Genomic DNA, 20,072 nt, shown 5'->3' with positions numbered 1-20,072 from the left:
CGTCAGAAGCCGCAGACCATCACGGCCGAAAGTGGCCGGATCGGCGGCGCTGGCATGCTAGTCGCCGCAAGACAGGCCAATAGCGTCAAGGCCTGCCTCGAGGTGATCACCAAGAAGCGGATTGCCACAGAGGTAGTCAGCCGTGTGTCCGTTGTGGGCGTCGGCTGCCTGCTGGCGAACCTCTTGCCAATCTTCCGCCTGGCCATCATCCCTGCCGAGCCACATCAACGTCACGAGGTCGATCTGCTCGTCGATGGAAAGCTCCGAGATTAGGGAGCCAAGCTCTTCACGCACAGGGTCATCGGCATGGTCCTGAAGCACCGCAATCTCGTTGTCGTCCGTGGGATTGGATCCTGCGTCCGGCTCTGTGATGGCAACCTTGACATCGAATCCATGTGCCTTGGCGATTATGAAACAGACTTTCCGGACGGGAATTGCCAGCTCGGGCGCCTCGGCGTCTTCATTTCCGATTCCGCGTTTCATTCAATATCTCCTCTTCGTCTTCGGGACTTTCTCGCCCGCGGACGACGCGCTGCCCAAGCGATGGTCCGCGTGTAACTGTGACCACGGTACACCGACCGTCAGGCCGGCCGTCCTTGTGATAGTAGATGACGACCCAGTCAGCCGTTTTGTTGAGCTGGTGGGCGAGCAGCGTATTTGAGAACAGAGCTGTGAAATGCCAGTCGCCATGGCGGGCATGCAGGATAGGTAGCCAGGCGTCGCCGGTGGGATTGAAACGCTTCGGCGCTATCTTGCGTAGCTGCCCGGCGGCCGCGCGCTCGCGATACATCCGGTCCACCTGCAAAAGGAGTGTGACAGGCGGGCGGGCGACCGTGGTTTCGGAAACGAAAAGCGGCCGCCCGAGGCGTTCCGAGATGGCTGCGGCGATCATCCGCCGGCGTCGCGGCCCGATGCCCCTCACGACGACCTTGCCGAACCGAACGGCATGTTCGAGTTCCTCCAGACTCTCCAGCTGGCCATCTTTGGCAAGGCGATCGGCCAATTTCGCGCCGATGCCTGGGATGCTCCGGAACAGAACCTCCGGCGCAAGGTCTCCCCGCAGCCTGTCCATTTGCGACCAGCGCCCGGTGGTAACCATCTCGGCAATCGCGCTGGCGATACCCGTTCCGACGGCGGGCAGCGCAATCAATCCTTCACGACCCTCCTGCGAGAGAATCTCATCAACCGGCCGGTCGAGAGCTGTGATCACTTCGGCTGCGCGCTCAAAGGCTCTGGCGCGAAATCCATCCTCGCCTTGCTGGGTCAAGAGATCGGCGTAGTCACGCAGCCTGCCTGCGATCATCAAATTGATGGCCGGCAGGCTTTGGGAAGCGATAGTCGTTGCGGGAACAGTCTGAATGCCGGTCTCAATGGTCATCCTGAAGTACCTCGTCGGATCGGTCCAACAGGGCACCATACGCGAACGAGCGCCGGGCTCGTTGACGCGCGTCAAGGCGCGCCGCGCCGTTTGGTCGATCTGTTTCGATGCGTGAGCGATTGCAAGGGTGATTGTCGATGATCGATCTGGCGGCAAAGGTGCGCTTCCTGAGCGATGCAAGATCGTATCCTCATGCCGCATCCTTTGTTGAGGCCCAGGAAACGCATATGTCCTGGGTCTTTCTGACCGAGGACCGCGTCTACAAGCTGAAGAAGCCGGTCCGATATCCCTTCCTCGACTTCAGCACGCTTGGCCGGCGCAGGTTCTTCTGCGAGGAGGAACTGCGACTGAACAAGCGGCTTGCGGCCGATACCTATTGTTCCGTTGTTCCGCTGCGATGCACCGATGAGGGATGCCTCAATCTTGGTGGACAAGGGCGGACCGTCGACTGGCTGGTCGAAATGAAACGGCTGACTCGGGCCGACTTGCTGGATGTCAGGCTTCGCGAAGGCATCGTGACCGAGGGAGACGTTCGCAAGGTAGGCGAGCTGATGGCCGGCTTCTACTCGGCCGCCCCGCCAGAGGTCGAAGACGGCAATCTGTATCTGGAAAGCCTCATCAGGGAGCAAGCCGTCAATCGAGCCATCCTGGGTCAGCCGACGCTCGGCGTCTCGGACGCCGCCCTGCCCTTGCTTGAAGCCGCCGACGCTCGCTTTAAGCAGCTGATGCCGAGCATCAAGGCTCGCATCGCGTCGGGTCGCATTGTCGAGGGACATGGCGACCTGCGGCCTGAGCACGTGCACATCGGCACGCCGATGCAGGTTATAGATTGCCTCGAGTTCGAGCGATCACTGCGCATCATCGATCCCTACGACGAGATCAACTATCTGGGCCTGGAATGCGCAATGCTGGGGGCAGGCTGGGTCCGCCCCGTGCTGCTCGATCTCTTCGAGGCTCGCCTCGGCGGTCGGCCTGACGATGAAGTCCTGGCTTTCTACGGTGCGTTCCGGATGTCGCTTCGGGCGCGGCTTTGCCTGGCGCATCTGCTGGATCCAGTTGTGCGTGAACCCGAAAGATGGTCGCGCTTGGCGCTCTCCTACATCGCCGCCGCGAAGGAGGAGCTCAGCTCTCCATCCCGGCCAGGTCGGAAATTGAGCCATTCGCATGCAGGCGCTTGATCGCCTCGGCAATCAGCGGCGCGGTTGATACAACTTGCACCTTGGCTTCGCGGCCGGCTCCCGCCTTCGATGCCGACGCCACGCTGTCGGTAACGACGATGCGCCCGATGGCCGGGTCCATCAGCAGGGCTTCCGAACCCTTGCCGAACAGACCGTGGGTGGCCATGGCATGGACTTGCTTGGCGCCGCGTTCCCGACAGGCGCGCGCGGCCCTCAGCATCGTACCGCCTGTGCTGATCATGTCGTCGACGAGGAAGACGACTTTTCCGTCCACCTCGCCAGCGAATAGATCGCCTGAGACGACGCCTCGGCTCCGGCGCTTTTCCATGAAGCCGAATCCCACCTCGTTGCCCATTGCCGCTTCGCACCTTTCCTTCACCAACTGCGCGCGCTTCACGCCGCCGCCGTCGGGAGAGAACACCACAATGGGCTCGGCACCGGCCAGTTCGCGCACCACGGGCTGAAGGAGGGCACCTGAATCGAGATGGAGGGTTCGACAGCGGAAGGCGTTTTGGAACGCCGCAAAATTGTGGACGTCGAGCGTGACGAGGCAGTCGGTGCCGACTGCCTCGAACAGTTGCGCCACGTAGCGCGTGCTTACGGGATCACGCGCTTTGGTCTGTCGTTCCTTGCGCGCGTAGGCAAGATAGGGCGCGATCGCCGTAACGCGCGCTGCGCCGTTTTCCCGACACGTGGCGATGAAGAAGAGAAGTTTGAGAAGCTTATCGTTGGGGGACACCCCCGACTCGCCTGCGAGGCTGTGGAGTATGTAGACATCTTCACCACGCACGCTCACAAGGGGGCGAGCCTTGTGCTCACCATCCTCGAAATCGCGTTCTTCATGGGGATCGAGATCAACACCCAACGCCTGCGCGACGCCCCCGCCCAACCGGTCGGACTCTTTCAGGGCAAACAAGCGCATATCTGTCTCACCAATTCCGTCGTCATGGGACGTCGTCTTCCGCTACGCGCCCGCCCTCCGCTTCCCAGCTGCCGATCTGCCTGGCCCCGGCGCGATCGACTTTGAGCCGGACACCCACGCCAAAGCCGCTCTCCTCGGGAAGGAACTCCACGCCCAGGCTCTCGAGAGAACGTTGAGCCAACTGCGCGATCTCGCCATCGGAGGCAAGCCCCGCCTCATAAGCTTCGATCACATCAACATGCACGCCTATTTCGGTCGCCAACTCTTCGCGGTCGATTTTCGCCAGCACGCGCCCGGCGTGGCACTGTTCAGGTGTTATCGGCATGACGGACACCAGATTGAATGGCAGGGGCGGTCCTCGCGAGCGTCATTCGCGTCGATCACCAGTGAATCGCAACAGCATAAGGAACAGGTTGATGAAATCGAGATACAGCGTCAGTGCGCCGAACAGCGCTTTCTTCGACACGCTCTCGATCGGATCGCCCGATGCGTAGATCGCCTTGATGCGTTGCGTATCATAAGCGGTGAGCGCCACGAATAGCATCACGCCGATGAAAGAGATCGCTGTTTCCAACGCGGAAGACGCCAGCATCAAGTTGACGAGACTGGCAAGGATGATGCCGATCAGGCCCATGAACAGGAATGCCCCGAGACGCGTCAGATCGCGCGCGGTCGTATATCCATAGAGGCCCATCGCGCTGAAGGTCGCCGCAGTGATGAAGAAGGTCTTCGCGACACTCGCGCCCGAATAGACGAGGAATATTCCCGAAAGGGACAGGCCCATGAGCATTGCATAGGACCAGAAGGCAAATTGCGCGGCGGCGAGGCTCATCCTGTCGATTCGCAAGCTGAGGAAGAAGACAAATCCAAGTGGTGCCAGCATTATCAGCCAGATCAGCGGCGTTGCTGCGAGTTGCTGGTAGAGGCCTGTCGATATTGCAAGATAGCTTGTAGCCCCGCTCACGGCCAAGCCGCCGGCCATGAAGTCGTAGACCTTGAGCATGTAGGCCCGCAGGAAGGGATCAACATCGTCGGAGAGATATCCTCGGATGTCCGGGTTCCGGAGATCGTTGACCATGAGCCGCTCCGCCTCACCAAATCGCCCGACATCATGCCACCACTGCCGCCGTCGGTTATTGATGCCGATCAAGCCCGCCAAGGCGCGCTAAGACATTGCTCCCCAGGAGCTGCGCCTTCGGCACACAGGATGCCACACGCGAAATTCATGACTGTAGAGCGACGAGAAACGGTTCATCTGTCCTCCCTGTCTTCGAACCAGAAGCGCAAGTCTCTGTTTCAGGGATGCCGAGCAAGCTCCGCCGGACTGAGCAGCCTGGCCGGTGATCAGCAGGCGTGCCAATGTTGGCAAGTCGGTTTGCCTATCGGCCGCCGCGGGAGCAAAGCGCTAGAAAACTGCTCCGAGGCGTTATCCACGCGCTGACGAATGGTCCAAAGATCGCACTCGCAAATGGCGGCGGCCTCGGCCCCCGAGAAAGTTGCAGACCTCTACGAGCAATATGGCTTCACGTTCGGCGGGAGGAAGCCGACGCAGGGATGATTTAACGCGGGCGCTGTCCGAGCTGCGGCATTGCAACAAACAACTCGTCGGTCGAGCAGGAGGACGGGCCAGAGCCCAATGAATCTGAGGCAAACGATCTCGTGCCAACTGCGTAGGGCGAAGTGGTGCGCACGCCTGCCAATCAGCTCGGAGCCAAGCTGATCCTCTTGGACTGTGCCACTCTTGAACCCATTTATGAGTTCCGAGGCCAAGGCTCGGGCATTCGATGATCTCGGCTCATAGCCCAACTTGTGGCAGAGATCATTGAACACTTTTGCAGCACCTCAGATCCTCGAACGAAACCGAAGCGAGGAAGTCTTGGATGACCATTCGCGCGTCTCTCGCCGCGCATCATAGCGGGCATGGGATCGGCTGTTTGAAATCCTTGTAGCCCTTCTTCGGACAATCGCAGTCGGGATCGAACTTCGAGGGGGCTTCATGGCGCTTACAGCCAGGTTCGGTCTTGTATGCATGACCTGGGACGGGAACATAGCGGCTCTCATTGACGCAGCCGGCAAGCACCAAACCCAGCGAAATGACGATAAGCACTTTCATCTGCCTTTACTCCTGACGGATGGACAATAGACGGAAATGCTTATGGCATCCGCGAGGACAATGGATTTGTCCAAGATCAAATCGGCAGAAACAGGCCACGGCGCGGCTGCGCTCAATACGTGGCGATGGCAGCGACTACATGTATTATCGGCGGGCAGAACATCATCTTGGTTGGGCGGCCTGACTCGCCCCCTCCCTTCACCGCCCCCCGGTCAATGCGAGAAGGCCCATGGTGCAGCTCCATTTCTTGCCGATTGCCCAGTGCCTCCTCCTGCTGGCACTTGCGAACGGCGTCCCCGTGATCGCCAAGAAGGTGCTTGGCGACCGGCTCGCTTGGCCGATCGACGGCGGCTGGCATTTCTGGGACGGGCAACCGCTCCTCGGCAAGTCGAAGACGCTTCGAGGCCTCGTGCTGGCAGTCCTGGCGACTGCGATCGGCGGACCCCTTGTGGGGCTCAACGCACCAGCTGGAGCGCTCGTCGGTTTCGCCGCCATCGTGGGCGATATGCTGTCGAGCTTTCTCAAGCGTCGGCTGCGATTGGCTTCAAGCGCTGAAGCGCCGGGGCTCGATCAGGTGCCCGAGTCGCTTTTGCCCCTCGTCCTTGTCAGGGACCTTGTCGGGCTTTCGGTTTGGGACATTTTGGTTGGGGTCGGAGCCTTCTGGATCGGCGAGCTTCTGGTCTCTCGGTTTCTATACATGCTTCACATCAGAGACAGGCCCTACTAGTTCCGTACGGGCAAGTTGATGAACGGTTATCTCCGGAAGGCAGTTCAGGCGGACTGCGACCACGCTCGAACCAGCCCCGACAGAGGTATAGCCGAACATGCCGCGATACGCCCAGGCACCGGCGCCCATTCTTCGCGGAAGCTTTGAATCCAGGGTAATTGGAATCCCTCCCGGCAGACAGATCTGGCCACCGTGCGTGTGACCCGCGAGCAGTACGTTGAACCCGGCGTGTGCCGCCTGGCGATATATCTCGGGAGTGTGGGAAAGCAGGATCGAGAATGCCTCGCCCGGCACTCCGGCTGCTGCCTTTTCGATATTGTCGACCCTGAAGAAATGCGCATCGTCTATTCCTGCCAGGTAGATGCGCTCGCCACCGCGCTCGACCACCTCGAGCTCGTTCATCAGCATGCGAACGCCCATATCCTCCAGCGCTGGGACCATTCGCACAGTGTCATGGTTGCCAAGCACGCCGTAGAGGGGCCCCTTCAGAGACGCTCGCACGCGCGCGACGCCAGACAAAGCAGCCTCGAAAGGGCCAAACGTCTTTGCGCGGAAGTCTCCCGTGAGGACGCAGATATCGTAGTCCAGATCAGCGACCAGTTCGATAACCCGATTCATTGCCGGGCGGCTCATGTCGGCGTGGAGATCGCTGAGCTGCAATATCCGAAAACCCTCAAATTCGCTTGGCAGTTTCGCCGACGCGATGCGGTTGGTTCGGACCTGGACGTTGCCGGCATTGCGGCATCCGCGCCCATAGAGACCGCAGATCCGAAGCACGTTGCGGATCACAGCATGGACCGAATACCAGTTTTCCAGGTGAAAGAAGTTCAGACCTTGGCCGAAGACTTGCGCCTCGTGGTCGTCTTCTATGCCCAGGCGTTGCATTGCATGGATTCGGCCAAGGCGTTCGTCCAACCTGGGGCTGATGTCAGTCATCGTCCATCGCGCGGTCATTGCCGCCTGAATCTAGCGTTGCAGGGTTTCGATGTAACCTGCCAGGTTATGGATGCGTTCGGTGGTTACCACCTCGCCACCGCTTGGGCCGTAGGTCTTGGCGTCTTCTTCGAGAAACTGCCGACCCCAGACCGGCATCTCGCGATTGCCGTGGCTCGGTATGGCGTAGCGACCGTCAATGGTTGCAAAGACCCTCGAATAGGGGAACCTACCACCGTTGCGTGCGGACAGATGCGTCAGATCGGGCGGATGCTTGAGCAAAAAATTCCCCAGCGGTCCGTCGCCCCTGCCGCCGACGCCGTGGCACACCGCGCACGAGTTCAAATATTCCGCCTCGCCGTAGGACATTTCCTGAGCGGTAGCCGGGCTCAAGGTGAAGCCGACGCACGCCGCCATCGTCCACAATCTCATAGCACGCTCCCCATCGCTGCCGAGGAAGAACTCTAATCCATCTTACAGGCCCTGCTTTGACGCAACGCAATGCCCGCGTGCGCGGTCTCGTTACTGTTCACGAACCTCGACCAACGGGAGCGGCTGCTATGTCATTCAAGACGATACTAACGATCACCGGACCGGACATGGGCGATGGCGATCTGCAGATCGCCGCCCACCTCTGCGAGCAGGTTGATGCCCATCTTGCCGTCCTCGTCGTAGTCCTCGCTGCGCCGCCACCCGTTGGTGAGTATGCCGCAATCGTCTCAGAAGATTGGCTGAAGGAGCGTCAGGCCGACGAACAGCTTCTGAAACAGAGAACGGAGGCCGTGTCGGCTTTCCTTGCTGGCCGGGCGCTTTCCGCCGACATTGCCTGCGAGTATCCGGAAGCCCGATGGGCCGAGGAAACGATTGGACGCCGCGCACGCTATGCCGATATCACCGTCGCGGGGCCGGAAATGCTTACCGGGAAGACGCTGAAGGGCAAGGTGATAGAGGGAGCGTTGTTTTCTTCCGGAAAGCCATTGCTGCTCATCCCCGAGGGTTCGCGACCGACGTTGAAGCCTAAACGCGTCTTGGTTGCATGGGATGCTCGTATAGAGTCGTCGCGCGCAGTTCGCGAATCACTCGACATTTTAATCGGCGCCGAGGAGGTGCATATCGTCGTGGTCGACCCGATCCGGAACGAAGTGCACGGTGCGGAGCCCGGAGCCGACGTTGCGGCCTACCTTGCCCGACATGGAGCAAGAGTTACGGTCGACCGGCTGCCTAATGCGGACCATTCCGTCGCCGACGTGCTTCGCCAGCATGCGGCGGATATCGACGCCGACCTAATGGTGATGGGCGCCTACGGGCATTCACGCCTGCGCGAGCGCATTCTTGGCGGTGTCACCAGATCGATTCTCGAACGACCGACACTGCCGGTCCTTCTGGCGCGATGACAAACCCACGAATGCAGAACGGGCCTACGAACGCAGAATAGGTCTGGTGCCATCTGTCGCTTGGTCCGAATGCGCCGACGCTACCGTCCTGCCCGATTCCAATCGTCCTCCGATAGTCGCCTTAGATTGATATTGCGCCAAGTGCGGCTGGACTCGTCGGCGAAAAGCTTCAGACAGCGCATGAAACTGTTTGTTACGGCCTCCTCCGGAGGAGATGCGATCTTGTAGGTCCGCATTTCGCCGCGTGAGTCCGAACGCGCAAAACGCACTTCATATGTTCCGGCAAACACCGCGTTGACGAATGTCGCGGCGACCACCGGATCTTGCGTCGCCGCCATGACGGTGCCGTCCTCATAGGCCTCGTAGTCCAGATGACCGAGCGAGGTGAATTCGCGGGAGCTGAACACGGCGTCCGAAATCTGCACTATTCGATATTTGTCGTTGGCCGTGAGATCGGCGGCAGCCATGAGGAAGCCGGCCAGAACAGCCCCGTCGTATTTGTTGTAACCGGCAAACGCGACGAACTTGACGGCTTCCGCGGATGGGGGATTGCTCGCATCCAGGATGATCTCGCAAGCCTTGGCTTCCTCGGTCTCCTCGGTCCGGTTGCTGTAAGTGACTTCTGCCGGAAACACCGTCGCACTGGCCGCCTGGTTGACGCAGGCTGAGGTCAGGATGGTCAGCCATGCAAGGAGGCGAAGCACGACGGGTATGTGTTCAGTGTCTCCGCCGTTGCTCCTCATCGATCCATGCTCCCACGGTGAATTCGACCCGAGACGTCGACAGCGGGACGCAATGGGCGCTATCTGACCATCATTCCAGGACCGAACCCGCCCGAGCGCCCCATACCCATCCCCATCATCGGCAGGACGATCTCGTCGGCTGCCTTCTTCTGCTTGTCGTTCAGTGTTGCGTACAGTTTTTCAACCGCCGCCCGGACTGCTTTTATCTGCTCCAGCCGCGCTTCGAGATGGGATTGCTGATAAGCAAGCCGCTCGGGCAAGGGCTTCTTAAGGAAGTCGCCTTCGCGGAATTCCTTGATCATGCTCTGCATCAACGCGTTGTGCGTCTCGGCCGTACTGCGAATAACAGATGCCAGCTCATCCCAAGACGGCTTCTGTTTCTCGGTGATCTCAAGTTCCGTCTTGAGGAAGGCCAAGCGTCCGTCAATTCGATCGATCATCTCGCCTGGGTCGAAGTCACCCATCGGGCCGCCCCACTGGTCCATCATCATTCGGCCCATACCCCAGCGAGGCCTCCAGCCGTCATTGTCGTCAGCCCGAGCCGCCACAGGTAATGCGGCAATGCTCAGCAACAGTCCCGCCGCGAAAACACTCCGCAAGTTGCACATCGGCCTTACTCCGTTCAATGGTCTGAATCGTGCGGCCAAGAACATCCCGAGATGGGAGCGGCGGCATTGACCTGCGTCAAAACGGCTGGAGGGCGTATCACGTGGGCGTGGACGGTGGTTGCGCGTGCCAACATAGCCCATTGTCGGTATCTGCCGGGAGGCGAGATCGGAGCGGCGACGAGTGATCAAGGGCTGGCAGGTGCTTGAGCAGGAAGAAGCTCGTCTTCAGAAAACAGAGCAATTGCCCGCGCATAGCGCACGGGATTATCTTTGCCATCGGACAAACACGCTCACGCTCTCAACCTATAACGTGCGCGCGATTTTGGCGAAACGGTATTGAAGCGTCGACTTCGGCGGCGCGCTTCCTTACGGAAGGGAGATCGATGCCTGCAAGAGATGTCCCGGGGTTGCAAGGCCGCCTGCTTCAGGCGGCGTTCTCACGTCGCTTTGAGGGCCTGAACGGATATCTGCTAGCGCTGGCGGCGGTGGCCATCGCATTCGCCGTTCGGCTTGCATTGAGCAGTGTCCTCGGGACTAACCTTGCCTTCTTACTTTTCATTCCCGTCATCTTGATCGGAGCGATCCTGGGCGGCATCGGTCCTGGCCTGGTTGCGGTCTTTTTTTCATTTGCGTCCGCGGTCTACTTCACTGGCATCGATCAAATCAGCTGGCTGCAAGCCGCCGTCTTTGGCATTGTCGGTCTTACGATCGCCTGGATGGGAGAGATGCTGCATCACGCGCGCCGGGCACTTGACCGCACCGAAGATCAGCTAAGGTCGCGCGAGGCGCATCTGCGCTCGATTCTGGACACTGTCCCCGACGCGACCGTCGTGATCGACGAGAAGGGGCTCATCACCTCCTTTAGCGCGGCAGCCGTTCGTCAGTTTGGCTACACGGAGGCGGAGGTTCTGAACCACAATGTCCGTCTTCTGATGCCGGAGCCATATCAAAGTGAACATGACAGCTACATTCAGCGCTATCTCGGTACTGGAGAGAAGCGCATTATTGGCGTGGACCGCGTGGTTGTCGGACGCAGAAAGGATGGGTCGACGTTTCCGATGAAGCTATCTGTCGGCGAGATGAGATCCGCCGCGGGAAGGTTCTTCACCGGCTTCATTCGGGATCTGACAGAACGCGAGGAATCCGAAGCACGGTTGCAGGAACTCCAAAGCGAACTGGCCCGGCTCGCCCGTCTGAACGAACTTGGCGAGATGGCTTCGACACTCGCACACGAGCTCAATCAACCCCTATCGGCCATCGCGAACTATTCGCAAGGTTGCGTCCGGTTTCTGAAAGCTTTGGATGACAAGACAGCCGAGCCTTTAGGCGAGGCGCTTGAGGAGATAGCAAAGCAGTCGCTTCGAGCCGGAGGCATTATTCGCCATCTGCGCGAATTCGTGACTCGCGGCGAGACCGAGAAGTCCCCGGAAGATGTGCGCAAGCTGATCGAGGAGGCTGGAGCTTTGGCGCTCGTCGGCTCTCGGGAGCAAGGCGTGCGCTCGGTGTTCGAATTCGCTCCTGATACTGAGGAGGTTCTGGTCGACCGGGTGCAAATCCAGCAGGTTTTGATAAATTTGATGCGCAACGCTATGGAGGCGATGCGCGAAAGTGCCAAGCGCGAGTTGATCGTCCGCACAACGCGCGACGACGGACATATGCTGATCGACGTGGCTGACACCGGGCCGGGCATCTCGGACGACATTGCCGCCAACCTGTTCCAGCCTTTCGTCACCAGCAAAGCCAGCGGCATGGGAATCGGGCTTTCAATCTCCAAGCGCATCGTCGAAGCGCACGGTGGCAAGATAGCAGCCCGCCGAAACGGGAACGGTGGGGCGACGTTCCGACTGTCCCTGCCCATAGCGACAGAAGAGGCGCCGGATGCGAACTGACGCCTATGTGGTCCACATCGTTGACGATGAGGAGCCGGTTCGCAGGTCCCTTGGTTTTCTGCTGAGTGTGATGGGTTTCAACGTGCGTGTTCATGAGTCAGCCACGAGCTTCCTTGCTGCGGCCCCCAGTGCCGGCAATGCGTGTCTCGTTACCGATCTCGGCATGCCGGACATGAGCGGCGTCGAACTCCTGGAGCGGCTTAACGAGATGGGGGCGATGATGCCCTCGATCGTCATTACAGGTCGTGGTGATGTACCCCTGGCCGTAGCAGCCATGAGAGCGGGCGCTGTCGATTTCATCGAAAAGCCGTTCGAGGACGATGTGCTGGTCGACGCCATCAAACGGGCTGCAAACAGATTTGATGATGCTGCCAAGAGCGATAATGACGCTTCAGCACTTCAGTTGCGGCTCGAGCTGTTGTCGGACCGGGAGCGTGAAGTCCTGTCGGCCATGGTCGCGGGACTGTCGAACAAGACTATTGCCTATGATCTCAACATCAATCCGCGAACCGTCGAGATCCATCGCGCCAACGTCATGGCGAAGATGCAGGCCAGGAGCCTTCCAGAACTTGTAAGGATGGCAATCGCCATGGATTTGCTCGATGAGCGCAGGTGATCCGGCGAATTCTCGGGTCGCTAATCGCTCGCTTCGCCATAGGACCATCTCTCTTTCTGATCGAGGCGAACGCCGTGCGAGCAGAACAGATGGATGGCCTCCGAAGACAAGTCGCCAGTTTGACCTTTCCCAGGTTGCACCATTCAGTGCGACACCAGCACCGGCAGCGAGAATTGCTGGAGCAAGGATTTGGTCATTCCGCCGAACAGGGCTTCGCGGAACCGCGAATGGCTGTAAGCCCCGGCCACGACGAGATCCGCTTCTTCGAGTGCCGGGGAAGCAAACAGAGCCTCGATCGGCGACAGGCCGCCAGCGTTAGACCACTTGTCGATCTTGATTCTGACCCCATGGGCAAGCAGATGCTCGCGAAGCAGCTCGACGTCCGTGTCCTCCCCGTCGGCCGGTGGATCGAATGCAAACGCCGTCACTTTCTGCGCGCGGGCGAGGATCGGCATGGCGCCGTGCACCACGCGCGTGGCTTGAGCGCTGGGCGACCACGCGATTACGACTTCCTTGCCAACGGGCCGCGGCTTCCAGCCTTGGGGCAGCATGATCATCGGCACCCCCGCCGTCATCAGGACCTGCTCGGGGACCCCGGAGAGGACTCTGCCAGAAGCCTCCTGGTTGGGCTGCGTTGCTATCAGCAGATCCGCATAGTGCGCGTAGAAGTCCTTCCATCCCGCCGCATAGCGATCCGCGATCTTGAAGCGGACGTGCACGCCCGACCGATTTGCGGCGGCATGGAACGTCTCTGCGAGCGATTTCGCTCGCTCGGCCCATTCGCCCTCGAAAGCCGCCGCCGCGTCCACGTCGACACCCGTCAGCCTCGCGCCGTGCGCTTGAGCCAGCGAAAAGGCAAACTCCATTCGCGCATTGCTGTCGGTGGAACCGTCGAGAAAAATCAGAATATCCTTGTAGCTCATCGCTCACTCCCACTCCGCCTTTAACCGTCTTAGCGGGCGCCCCAGCATCGAATCGCCAGACACGCGGGAGCGCCTTGAGTTGGATCAAACTGCGACATCAGCCTATCCGAGCCGCTACTTCAGGTAGGTGCTGAACCAGCCCGCTGCTTCGGCGATCACGCCATCAAGGGCCCCGGGTTCGGAAAACAGATGTGTCGCGCCGGGGATGATCTTCAGCGCCTTTGGACAGGTCAGCCTGGATAGCGCTGTCTCGTTCAGCAGCAGCACTTCTCGATCACGACCGCCGACGATGAGCAGCGTCGGGGCGCGGATCGCTTCGAGCACCTCCTTTGCCAAATCGGGCCGACCGCCACGAGACACCACCGCAGCGACCGCGTTCCCGCACCGTGCGGCGACGACGAGCGCTGCAGCGGCCCCGGTGCTCGCGCCGAACAGGCCAACCGGCAGCTTGGCCAGATCGTCCTGTGCGGCCCTCCATTCAATCGCTGATGCCAGCCTGTCGGCCAGAAGCGGGATGTCAAAGACGTTTCGCCTGTCGGCTTCTTCCTCGTCCCTGAGCAGATCAAAAAGCAGGGTCGCGAATCCTGCCTTGTTCAACGCCTCGGCGACATAGGCGTTGCGCGGGCTGGACAGGTTCGACCCGCTGCCATGGGCGAAGACGACGAGACCGCGGCACTTTTGCGGAACACGCCGGAGGCCTGGAAGCCCGAGCGGTGGAATAGCAACGCCGGTAGCAAAGTCGCCGTTAGCCGATGTCTGCATTTGCATGTCGCCAGAGAACACGCCTCGTCGCCGCATGCATTGATTACCATCAAACCGAAGCGGTCGGCGTCTCAAGATCGGGCGGAATCATCGCGGCAGGAATCCGCAGCCTCGCCGGCTTCCACCCTGGAATCTCTCATGGGGCGCTCGTCGGCAAGACTGCGGATCCTTTATTGCGCGTCAACGGACGACTGGTTCGTCGCATTGGCATCTTCCCGCCTGAAGACGTTTCAATGCCGTACTTCGCCAATCTGCCTCGGCACAACTTCATCAGCATATGCAATGAGACGGATGATTCATTGATCTTGATCAATCGTTTCTTTGCATTCGTCGAGGCTAGCGGCGGCCCCACAGGGGTTGAACTACTCCGCGGACTGCAAATCCGACTTTGATTTGTCGCAATGCGCAATAGCCGGCGCCGGTCCATTGTAGATGTCGATGATCGGAAGGATCTGGCAATGCAAGCGCGGGACATCATGACCACCGGAGTTTTGACGGTCACCCCGCAGAGTTCGGTCGCAAACGCCGCTCACCTCATGCTTGAGCATCGCGTCAGTGGGCTGCCGGTCGTCGATCAGAAAGGCGCGTTGGTCGGTATCGTCACGGAACGGGACCTCGTTTGCCGGCCCGAGATCAGCACCGCGCCCAGGCACGAAAAGTGGATTCAACTATGGCTTACACCGGACGAGCTGGCGGAAGAATATGTGCAGAGCCGTGGCCGTACGGTCTGCGAGGTGATGACCTCTCAGGTCGTCAGCATCACTCCGGACACGCCGCTCGGGAAGATCGTTGCCCTGATGACCCGAGACGGTGTGAAGCGATTGCCCGTCGTTCAAGATGGGAAGGTGATCGGAATTGTCAGCCGAGCCGACCTGCTGCGCGGTCTCGCCGCACGTCTCGACAGCTTGCCGGAAGCCAAGACCACGGACCTGTCCATACGCAGCCACATCCTGAGGGAGATCAGAGGCAAGAGATGGGCGCCGCGACCGATCATCAATGTTGCGGTCTGTGACGGCGTCGTTGAATTGACCGGCAACGTGGCGAGCGAAATCGTCCGGGACGCTATCCGTGTGGCTGCTAAGAACGCACCGGGCGTCGCCGAGGTGATCGATCACCTTAGCGTGATTCCTCGAGCTTCCGGCTTGAAGGGACGGACATAGCGCCCTTGCACCTTCGAGAGGGTTCGGTGCTTGCGCTCTAGATCCGGCGTGTCGGGAAGGGAACCTGTGCGAAATGAGACTGTTTCTGTGCGGCGATGTGATGACCGGTCGTGGGATCGACCAGATCCTGCCGCATCCTTGCGAACCGATGCTGCACGAACCGCATATGCGCTCCGCTCTTGGCTATGTGAAGCTGGCCGAAAGTCGTTCAGGCGAAATCCCGCGAGCAGTGCCTTTTGACTATATCTGGGGTGATGCGCTGGACGAGATCGATCGCCGCGAACCAGATCTGAGAATTGTCAACTTGGAAACCAGTGTCACGGCCGACGGGCAGCCTGAACCGAAGGGCATTAATTATCGGATGCATCCGGCCAATTTGGGCTGCCTAGCCGCCGCGGACATCGACTGCTGCGTCCTTGCCAACAATCATGTCGCTGACTGGGGATCAGCCGGCCTGAAGAATACACTGTGCGCGATACAACAAGCAGGATTCGCGACGGCCGGCGCGGGGCTCGATGCCGATGCGGCCGCATCTCCTGCCATGCTCGAGGCCTCACCAGGCAAGCGGCTTCTCGTCTTCGCGTTTGCTTGCCCATCCAGTGGAGTTCCGGAGCACTGGGCTGCCGCAAAGAACTGGCCCGGGGTGAATGTCCTTGCCAGCCTGGACGAAGATGCGCTCACATCCGTCATCCACAGCATCGACCGCTGGCGCCGGCCTGGCGACATAGTCCTCGTCTCCATCCATTGGGGAGCCAATTGGGGCTATGAAGTACCCGCCGCGCACATACGCTTCGCCCACGACCTGATCGACAGCGCCCGCGTCGACATCGTCCACGGGCACTCTTCACATCATCCCCTGGCGATTGAGGTCCATGCGGGCAAGCCGATCCTTTACGGATGCGGCGATTTCATCAATGACTACGAGGGAATTGGCGGACACGAAGCGTATCGTCCTGAACTCTCTTTGGCCTACTTCATCGATTTGGACGACGTGAGCCATACTCGTCTCAGGATGGAAATGGTGCCCTTCCGCGTGCACAAATTCCAACTCGTTCGCGCCAGCGAAGTTGAAACCGCTTGGCTCGGCCAGACGCTGGACCGCGAATGCCGGCGCTTCGGGCGTCACATTCGCCTGAGCGATCAGCGCACGCTGATGCTGTCGGCGTAGGTATCGATCCGGGAATTCTTCCCGAGCGTTGTCGATCCGCGCTACCGGCCTAAGCCGGCCAGAGGCCTGCTTCTCGCCGCAACCCACGACCTCCGCCGGCGATGTCCGCTTTCAGGCAGCGGCAGAGCTTACCTCTATGGCCAATATTGCTGAAGCGCGAACCCCTGCCGCCATCTGCCGCCCGCCGCAGACCATGATCCGCGCGCCCTCGCGTATGGCGCGAACGACTTCGAGCTGCTCGGCGATCAGCGCATCCTGAACGTATCGTGGCCGCGCTCGGCGGGAGAATGCGTCGCTGGTCGACACTGTGGCGCAGCTGCTCCGGGGCTGTGGACGGCGAATCCAGCCGGCCGCCTCGCTGCGGGAGGCGGCCGCTCTTAACCAACGCTAGCGGGAGCCGCTCGGCGCGAAGCGATCCGCAGCCCGGCGGAATTGAAGAGATGCATCCGCTCCGGCGGCAGGGTGAGGTTGATCGGCTGGCCTTGCGTCTGGACGTCCTGGCGCTTGAGCACCGCGACCAGTCTGTTGTCGCCGGCGATGGTGGCGTGAACGACGGTTTCCGGTCCCAGCGCTTCGGCCAGCGTCACCCGCGCTTCGACCGATCCCTTGCTGCCGTCCGAAAGTTCGATGTCATGCGGCCGTATGCCAAGCGTCGCCTCGTCGCCGGGCTTCAGTGCGGTCCCGTCAGCCGCAATCGCTGCCGAAAGCCCGCCCGGACCTTCGACGTGCACTTGCGCGCCGCTGGCGGAACGCACCTTGACCGGCAAAAGATTCATGCGCGGCGCGCCGATGAAGCCGGCCACGAACAGGTTCGCTGGCGCGTTGTAGAGATCGAGCGGCCGGCCGACCTGCTCTATCCGCCCCGACCGCATCACCACGATGCGGTCCGCCAGCGTCATCGCCTCGACCTGGTCGTGGGTCACGTAGATCATCGTGGTTGCCAGTCGCTTGTGCAGCGCAGCCAATTCGGCGCGCGTGCTGATGCGCAGTTCGGCGTCGAGGTTGGACAGCGGTTCATCCAGGAGAAAAGCGGTCGGATTGCGCACCACCGCACGGCCGATAGCCACGCGCTGCTTCTGCCCGCCCGACAGTTGACCGGGCCGGCGATCGAGATAGGGCGCAATGTCCAGCATGCGCGCCGCTTCCGCAATGCGCGCGTCGATCTCGGCTTTCGGCATGCGGATGTTCTCGAGCCCGAAGGCAAGGTTCTGCCGCACGCTCATATGCGGGTAGAGCGCATAGGACTGGAACACCATCGCCAGCCCGCGCCGCGCAGCCGAAACCTCGGTGACGTCGGCGCCGTCGATCTCGATCTTGCCGCCGGTCGGCCGGTCGAGCCCGGCGATCAGGCGCAGCAGCGTGGATTTGCCGCAACCAGACGGACCAACGAGCACCAGCATCTCGCCGTCGCCGACGTCGAGATTGATGTTGTGCAGGATCTTTATCTTACCGTAGGCGCGATCGATGTCGGTCAGCGTTATCCGTCCCATGGCACCCTCACTTCAGCCCGGTACCGGCAATGCCGGATGTGATGTAGCGCTGCAGGAAGACGAAGACGAGGACGACGGGGATCATCGTCACCACGGTCATGGCCAGAATGTAATGCCACTGCACATTGAGCTGGCCGGCATAGGTGTTGAGCCCGACCTGGAGCGTGTAGAGCTCCTTGCGCGACAGAACCACCAGCGGCCAAAGAAAGTCGTTCCAGCGCCAGACGACCGAAAAGATCGCGAGCACGGCGAGCGCCGGCGCGGCAAGAGGCAATACGATTCGCCAGTAGATCTGCCATTCGGACGCGTTGTCCATGCGCGCCGCATCCAGCAGCTCGTCCGGGATGGTCAGCATATATTGACGCAACAGGAACACGCCGGTCGGCGTCGCCACTGTCGGCAGGATCACGCCCCACAGCGAATCGAGCAGGCCGACAGCGCTCACCACCGAATAGAGCGGCACCAGGATGACCGACAGCGGCACCATCAGCGTGCCGACGATCAACAGCATGGTGAGATCGCGGCCGCGAAACCTGTATTTCGACAGGGCGAAGGCGGCCATCGAATTGGTGAGCAGCGTGATCAGCGTCGCCATTGCCGTCACGAAAACCGAATTGCGCAGATAGCGCAGGAAGTCGAAATGGACGAAGGGCTCGGTGTAGTTCTCCGTCGCAAGGCCGATTTCGCGCACCGGTTCACGGTTGGCGATGTTGACCTTCACGATCTCGTTCGGCGCCTTCGGGTCCACCATCTGGGCCACGATGCCGATGCGGCGCACCTCGGCCAGCACCTTGGTTGAACCATCCGGCAGCTTCACCCTGTAGAGAGTGAGCGGCTTGTCGTGACCTTCCACCGTCGCCTGCTGGCTGACATAGGGCAGGATGGTCGGTGGGAACTCGGCAAGCTGCGCCGGCGTCTTGAAGGACGAGCCCACCAGCCAGACGGCCGGGCCGAACATGATCACCAGCCCGCCGGCTAGCCACAGCCAGCTGACGATGTCCGTCCAGTGCCAGCCCCGGCCCCCGCGCCGGCGGGTCAGGAATGTCGCGACACCGCTCATTCGCGCGTCCCCTTCCGTTCGCCCCGCCGTCCGACCTGGAGCTGAAGCAGTGTGAGCACGACCAGCACCAGCCCCATCAGGATGGAAGCCGCCGAAGCCAGCCCTGGATTGCGCAGCAGGGAGGCAAAGCCGATCTCATAGATGTATTGCGTGAGATAGAGGGTGGAGGTCCCCGGCCCTCCTCCGGTCAGCACATAGACCTCGTCGAAGATCTGCACGGCGCGGATCAGCGCCAGCACGATGACGACAAGCAGGTTCGGCATCAAGAGCGGCAGCGTGATGCGCCAGAATATTCGCGCCGGCTTCGTGCCGTCCATCTCGGCAGCCTCGTAAAGGTCGCGCGGGATCGCCTGCAAGCCGGCAAGCAGGATGAGCGTATAGAAGCCCATATGGGCCCAGACCGAAACACTGACGGCGGCGGCGAAGGCCCAGAAACGATCAGTCAGCCAGTTGTACGGCTCGCCTCCCATGTCGTGGACGATCAGGTTCAGCAGGCCCTGGCGTTGCAGGATCCAGCGCCAGATCAGGCCGGTGACGACGGGCGACAACAGCACTGGAAAGAAGAACACCGCACGCCAGAAGCTGCGCCCCACGATTTCGCGGTTGAGGATCAGCGCGGTTGCGATCGACACGATCGTCATCAGCGCCACCTGCACGACGACGAACAGGCCCGTATTGTGCACCGCCTTCCAGAAGAGATCCTCGCGGCAGGTGGCAGGATCCAGATAGCTGCTGCAGTCGAGCAGGCGCTGATATTGCTCCAGCCCGACATAGGTGCGGTCCTGCAGGAAGTAAGCTGTTCCGGACGTGGCCGAATAGAAGAAGTTGATGACCAGCGGCACCAGCACGAAGATGCCGAAGATCGCCATGTTCGGGGCGAGGAAGAAGGCGGCCATGCCGCCGGTGCCTGTCGCACGCTGCCAGGACTTGAGCGGCACGTTGACGATCGATGCAAGCCAGACGACCGGCGCGGCGACAGCGGCGGCCGTCCAAGTCTTGAGTGTCGCA

General features: G+C 60.8%; 24 protein-coding genes. 9 read left to right on the top strand and 15 right to left on the bottom strand.

All coding sequences use genetic code 11. The annotated features are described in order from the left end of the window. Positions 1-57 precede the first annotated feature (57 nt). Together P9236_RS24490 and P9236_RS24485 are read right to left on the bottom strand one after the other, a co-directional pair. A complete protein-coding gene (locus tag P9236_RS24490; protein ID WP_278077183.1) occupies positions 58-483 on the bottom strand; it encodes a DUF3775 domain-containing protein in 426 nt (141 codons plus the stop codon). Beyond that, entirely contained in the window at positions 461-1,378 is a 918-nt protein-coding gene (locus P9236_RS24485; protein WP_278077181.1) for a DNA-binding protein, read from the bottom strand. The genes P9236_RS24490 and P9236_RS24485 overlap by 23 nt, the downstream gene beginning before the upstream one ends. Before the next feature lie 137 nt (positions 1,379-1,515). Here P9236_RS24485 and P9236_RS24480 point away from each other — a divergent pair, with 137 nt between their 5' ends. Next, positions 1,516-2,556, top strand: a complete 1,041-nt coding sequence (locus P9236_RS24480; protein WP_278077179.1) for a hypothetical protein — start codon at positions 1,516-1,518, stop codon at positions 2,554-2,556. Here the strand turns inward: P9236_RS24480 and P9236_RS24475 are convergent. From P9236_RS24475 to P9236_RS24460, 4 genes are all read right to left on the bottom strand, one after another. Next, complete coding sequence (locus P9236_RS24475; protein WP_278077178.1) at positions 2,501-3,478, bottom strand: ribose-phosphate pyrophosphokinase; 978 nt, start codon at positions 3,476-3,478, stop codon at positions 2,501-2,503. The genes P9236_RS24480 and P9236_RS24475 overlap by 56 nt on opposite strands. A gap of 22 nt (positions 3,479-3,500) precedes the next feature. Beyond that, positions 3,501-3,803 (bottom strand): XRE family transcriptional regulator, encoded by a 303-nt coding sequence (locus P9236_RS24470; protein WP_278077177.1) that lies wholly within the window; start codon positions 3,801-3,803, stop codon positions 3,501-3,503. Between the two features lie 42 nt (positions 3,804-3,845). Then, positions 3,846-4,556 carry a Bax inhibitor-1/YccA family protein gene (locus tag P9236_RS24465; RefSeq protein WP_278077176.1) on the bottom strand — a complete coding sequence of 237 codons (711 nt, stop codon included), beginning with the start codon at positions 4,554-4,556 and terminating at the stop codon, positions 3,846-3,848. Positions 4,557-5,387: 831 nt separating this feature from the next. Next, the gene (locus tag P9236_RS24460) at positions 5,388-5,591 is read right to left on the bottom strand and encodes a hypothetical protein (protein ID WP_278077175.1); all 204 of its coding nucleotides are present in this window, start codon (positions 5,589-5,591) and stop codon (positions 5,388-5,390) included. Between the two features lie 229 nt (positions 5,592-5,820). Between P9236_RS24460 and P9236_RS24455 the strand changes: the two genes are divergently transcribed. Then, positions 5,821-6,318 carry a CDP-archaeol synthase gene (locus P9236_RS24455; RefSeq protein ID WP_278077174.1) on the top strand — a complete coding sequence of 166 codons (498 nt, stop codon included), beginning with the start codon at positions 5,821-5,823 and terminating at the stop codon, positions 6,316-6,318. Here the strand turns inward: P9236_RS24455 and P9236_RS24450 are convergent. Then, the gene (locus P9236_RS24450; protein ID WP_278077173.1) at positions 6,283-7,254 is read right to left on the bottom strand and encodes a metallophosphoesterase; all 972 of its coding nucleotides are present in this window, start codon (positions 7,252-7,254) and stop codon (positions 6,283-6,285) included. The two genes, P9236_RS24455 and P9236_RS24450, sit on opposite strands and share 36 nt — an antisense overlap. A gap of 30 nt (positions 7,255-7,284) precedes the next feature. Beyond that, a complete protein-coding gene (locus tag P9236_RS24445) occupies positions 7,285-7,683 on the bottom strand; it encodes a c-type cytochrome (RefSeq protein ID WP_278077172.1) in 399 nt (132 codons plus the stop codon). A 128-nt stretch (positions 7,684-7,811) separates the two neighbouring features. Between P9236_RS24445 and P9236_RS24440 the strand changes: the two genes are divergently transcribed. After that, positions 7,812-8,645: a universal stress protein gene (locus tag P9236_RS24440; protein ID WP_278077171.1), complete on the top strand. Its 834-nt coding sequence runs from the start codon at positions 7,812-7,814 to the stop codon at positions 8,643-8,645. Positions 8,646-8,725: 80 nt separating this feature from the next. Here P9236_RS24440 and P9236_RS24435 read toward each other — a convergent pair whose 3' ends face one another. Both P9236_RS24435 and P9236_RS24430 read right to left on the bottom strand, forming a co-directional pair. After that, on the bottom strand, positions 8,726-9,388 hold the full coding sequence (locus tag P9236_RS24435; RefSeq protein ID WP_278077170.1) for a hypothetical protein: 663 nt from the start codon (positions 9,386-9,388) through the stop codon (positions 8,726-8,728). 59 nt (positions 9,389-9,447) lie between these two features. After that, entirely contained in the window at positions 9,448-9,879 is a 432-nt protein-coding gene (locus P9236_RS24430; protein WP_278077169.1) for a Spy/CpxP family protein refolding chaperone, read from the bottom strand. A 298-nt stretch (positions 9,880-10,177) separates the two neighbouring features. On the opposite strand from P9236_RS24430, the gene P9236_RS24425 reads away from it, so the two are divergent. From P9236_RS24425 to fixJ, 3 genes are read left to right on the top strand one after another with little or no spacing between them, the layout of a single operon-like run. Further along, on the top strand, positions 10,178-10,336 hold the full coding sequence (locus P9236_RS24425) for a hypothetical protein (RefSeq protein ID WP_278077168.1): 159 nt from the start codon (positions 10,178-10,180) through the stop codon (positions 10,334-10,336). 43 nt (positions 10,337-10,379) lie between these two features. Beyond that, positions 10,380-11,885, top strand: coding sequence for a PAS domain S-box protein (locus tag P9236_RS24420; RefSeq protein WP_278077167.1), 1,506 nt, complete (start codon positions 10,380-10,382; stop codon positions 11,883-11,885). Further along, positions 11,875-12,501, top strand: coding sequence for a response regulator FixJ (gene fixJ, locus P9236_RS24415; RefSeq protein WP_278077166.1), 627 nt, complete (start codon positions 11,875-11,877; stop codon positions 12,499-12,501). The genes P9236_RS24420 and fixJ overlap by 11 nt, the downstream gene beginning before the upstream one ends. Positions 12,502-12,644: 143 nt before the next feature. On the opposite strand, the gene P9236_RS24410 is transcribed toward fixJ, so the two are convergent. Together P9236_RS24410 and P9236_RS24405 are read right to left on the bottom strand one after the other, a co-directional pair. Beyond that, positions 12,645-13,424 carry a universal stress protein gene (locus P9236_RS24410; protein WP_278077165.1) on the bottom strand — a complete coding sequence of 260 codons (780 nt, stop codon included), beginning with the start codon at positions 13,422-13,424 and terminating at the stop codon, positions 12,645-12,647. A gap of 114 nt (positions 13,425-13,538) precedes the next feature. Beyond that, entirely contained in the window at positions 13,539-14,186 is a 648-nt protein-coding gene (locus P9236_RS24405) for an alpha/beta family hydrolase (protein WP_278077164.1), read from the bottom strand. Between P9236_RS24405 and P9236_RS24400 the strand changes: the two genes are divergently transcribed. The 3 genes from P9236_RS24400 (at position 14,177) to P9236_RS24390 (ending at position 16,514) form a co-directional block, all read left to right on the top strand. Next, the gene (locus P9236_RS24400; RefSeq protein WP_278077163.1) at positions 14,177-14,578 is read left to right on the top strand and encodes a hypothetical protein; all 402 of its coding nucleotides are present in this window, start codon (positions 14,177-14,179) and stop codon (positions 14,576-14,578) included. The two genes, P9236_RS24405 and P9236_RS24400, sit on opposite strands and share 10 nt — an antisense overlap. A gap of 66 nt (positions 14,579-14,644) precedes the next feature. After that, positions 14,645-15,346 (top strand): CBS domain-containing protein, encoded by a 702-nt coding sequence (locus P9236_RS24395; protein WP_278077162.1) that lies wholly within the window; start codon positions 14,645-14,647, stop codon positions 15,344-15,346. A 73-nt stretch (positions 15,347-15,419) separates the two neighbouring features. Next, positions 15,420-16,514 (top strand): CapA family protein, encoded by a 1,095-nt coding sequence (locus tag P9236_RS24390; RefSeq protein ID WP_278077161.1) that lies wholly within the window; start codon positions 15,420-15,422, stop codon positions 16,512-16,514. 377 nt (positions 16,515-16,891) lie between these two features. Here P9236_RS24390 and ugpC read toward each other — a convergent pair whose 3' ends face one another. From ugpC to P9236_RS24375, 3 genes are read right to left on the bottom strand one after another with little or no spacing between them, the layout of a single operon-like run. Further along, complete coding sequence (gene ugpC, locus P9236_RS24385; protein WP_278077160.1) at positions 16,892-18,004, bottom strand: sn-glycerol-3-phosphate ABC transporter ATP-binding protein UgpC; 1,113 nt, start codon at positions 18,002-18,004, stop codon at positions 16,892-16,894. Between the two features lie 7 nt (positions 18,005-18,011). Next, positions 18,012-19,064 carry a carbohydrate ABC transporter permease gene (locus P9236_RS24380; RefSeq protein WP_278077159.1) on the bottom strand — a complete coding sequence of 351 codons (1,053 nt, stop codon included), beginning with the start codon at positions 19,062-19,064 and terminating at the stop codon, positions 18,012-18,014. Next, positions 19,061-20,011: a sugar ABC transporter permease gene (locus P9236_RS24375; protein WP_278077236.1), complete on the bottom strand. Its 951-nt coding sequence runs from the start codon at positions 20,009-20,011 to the stop codon at positions 19,061-19,063. Before P9236_RS24375 ends, P9236_RS24380 begins: the two co-directional genes overlap by 4 nt. Positions 20,012-20,072: the final 61 nt, after the last annotated feature.

Origin of the sequence: Mesorhizobium sp. WSM4884 (assembly GCF_029625675.1) — a bacterium.
In the GTDB taxonomy this organism is placed as follows: domain Bacteria; phylum Pseudomonadota; class Alphaproteobacteria; order Rhizobiales; family Rhizobiaceae; genus Mesorhizobium.
Note: the sequence above shows the minus strand (reverse complement) of the source record. Positions and strands in the feature narration are given on the sequence as shown.

What these genes read in the sequence shown, in the direction of transcription:
- P9236_RS24380 (WP_278077159.1), bottom strand. Translation starts at nt 19,064, where the DNA reads ATGAGCGGTGTCGCGACATTCCTGACCCGCCGGCGCGGGGGCCGGGGC.
- P9236_RS24400 (WP_278077163.1), top strand. Translation starts at nt 14,177, where the DNA reads ATGTCTGCATTTGCATGTCGCCAGAGAACACGCCTCGTCGCCGCATGC.
- P9236_RS24440 (WP_278077171.1), top strand. Translation starts at nt 7,812, where the DNA reads ATGTCATTCAAGACGATACTAACGATCACCGGACCGGACATGGGCGAT.
- P9236_RS24480 (WP_278077179.1), top strand. Translation starts at nt 1,516, where the DNA reads ATGATCGATCTGGCGGCAAAGGTGCGCTTCCTGAGCGATGCAAGATCG.
- P9236_RS24465 (WP_278077176.1), bottom strand. Translation starts at nt 4,556, where the DNA reads ATGGTCAACGATCTCCGGAACCCGGACATCCGAGGATATCTCTCCGAC.
- P9236_RS24445 (WP_278077172.1), bottom strand. Translation starts at nt 7,683, where the DNA reads ATGAGATTGTGGACGATGGCGGCGTGCGTCGGCTTCACCTTGAGCCCG.
- P9236_RS24405 (WP_278077164.1), bottom strand. Translation starts at nt 14,186, where the DNA reads ATGCAGACATCGGCTAACGGCGACTTTGCTACCGGCGTTGCTATTCCA.
- P9236_RS24470 (WP_278077177.1), bottom strand. Translation starts at nt 3,803, where the DNA reads ATGCCGATAACACCTGAACAGTGCCACGCCGGGCGCGTGCTGGCGAAA.
- P9236_RS24420 (WP_278077167.1), top strand. Translation starts at nt 10,380, where the DNA reads ATGCCTGCAAGAGATGTCCCGGGGTTGCAAGGCCGCCTGCTTCAGGCG.
- P9236_RS24455 (WP_278077174.1), top strand. Translation starts at nt 5,821, where the DNA reads ATGGTGCAGCTCCATTTCTTGCCGATTGCCCAGTGCCTCCTCCTGCTG.
- P9236_RS24490 (WP_278077183.1), bottom strand. Translation starts at nt 483, where the DNA reads ATGAAACGCGGAATCGGAAATGAAGACGCCGAGGCGCCCGAGCTGGCA.
- P9236_RS24430 (WP_278077169.1), bottom strand. Translation starts at nt 9,879, where the DNA reads ATGATGATGGACCAGTGGGGCGGCCCGATGGGTGACTTCGACCCAGGC.
- P9236_RS24475 (WP_278077178.1), bottom strand. Translation starts at nt 3,478, where the DNA reads ATGCGCTTGTTTGCCCTGAAAGAGTCCGACCGGTTGGGCGGGGGCGTC.
- P9236_RS24435 (WP_278077170.1), bottom strand. Translation starts at nt 9,388, where the DNA reads ATGAGGAGCAACGGCGGAGACACTGAACACATACCCGTCGTGCTTCGC.
- P9236_RS24485 (WP_278077181.1), bottom strand. Translation starts at nt 1,378, where the DNA reads ATGACCATTGAGACCGGCATTCAGACTGTTCCCGCAACGACTATCGCT.
- P9236_RS24460 (WP_278077175.1), bottom strand. Translation starts at nt 5,591, where the DNA reads ATGAAAGTGCTTATCGTCATTTCGCTGGGTTTGGTGCTTGCCGGCTGC.
- P9236_RS24410 (WP_278077165.1), bottom strand. Translation starts at nt 13,424, where the DNA reads ATGAGCTACAAGGATATTCTGATTTTTCTCGACGGTTCCACCGACAGC.
- P9236_RS24450 (WP_278077173.1), bottom strand. Translation starts at nt 7,254, where the DNA reads ATGACTGACATCAGCCCCAGGTTGGACGAACGCCTTGGCCGAATCCAT.
- P9236_RS24395 (WP_278077162.1), top strand. Translation starts at nt 14,645, where the DNA reads ATGCAAGCGCGGGACATCATGACCACCGGAGTTTTGACGGTCACCCCG.
- ugpC (WP_278077160.1), bottom strand. Translation starts at nt 18,004, where the DNA reads ATGGGACGGATAACGCTGACCGACATCGATCGCGCCTACGGTAAGATA.
- fixJ (WP_278077166.1), top strand. Translation starts at nt 11,875, where the DNA reads ATGCGAACTGACGCCTATGTGGTCCACATCGTTGACGATGAGGAGCCG.
- P9236_RS24390 (WP_278077161.1), top strand. Translation starts at nt 15,420, where the DNA reads ATGAGACTGTTTCTGTGCGGCGATGTGATGACCGGTCGTGGGATCGAC.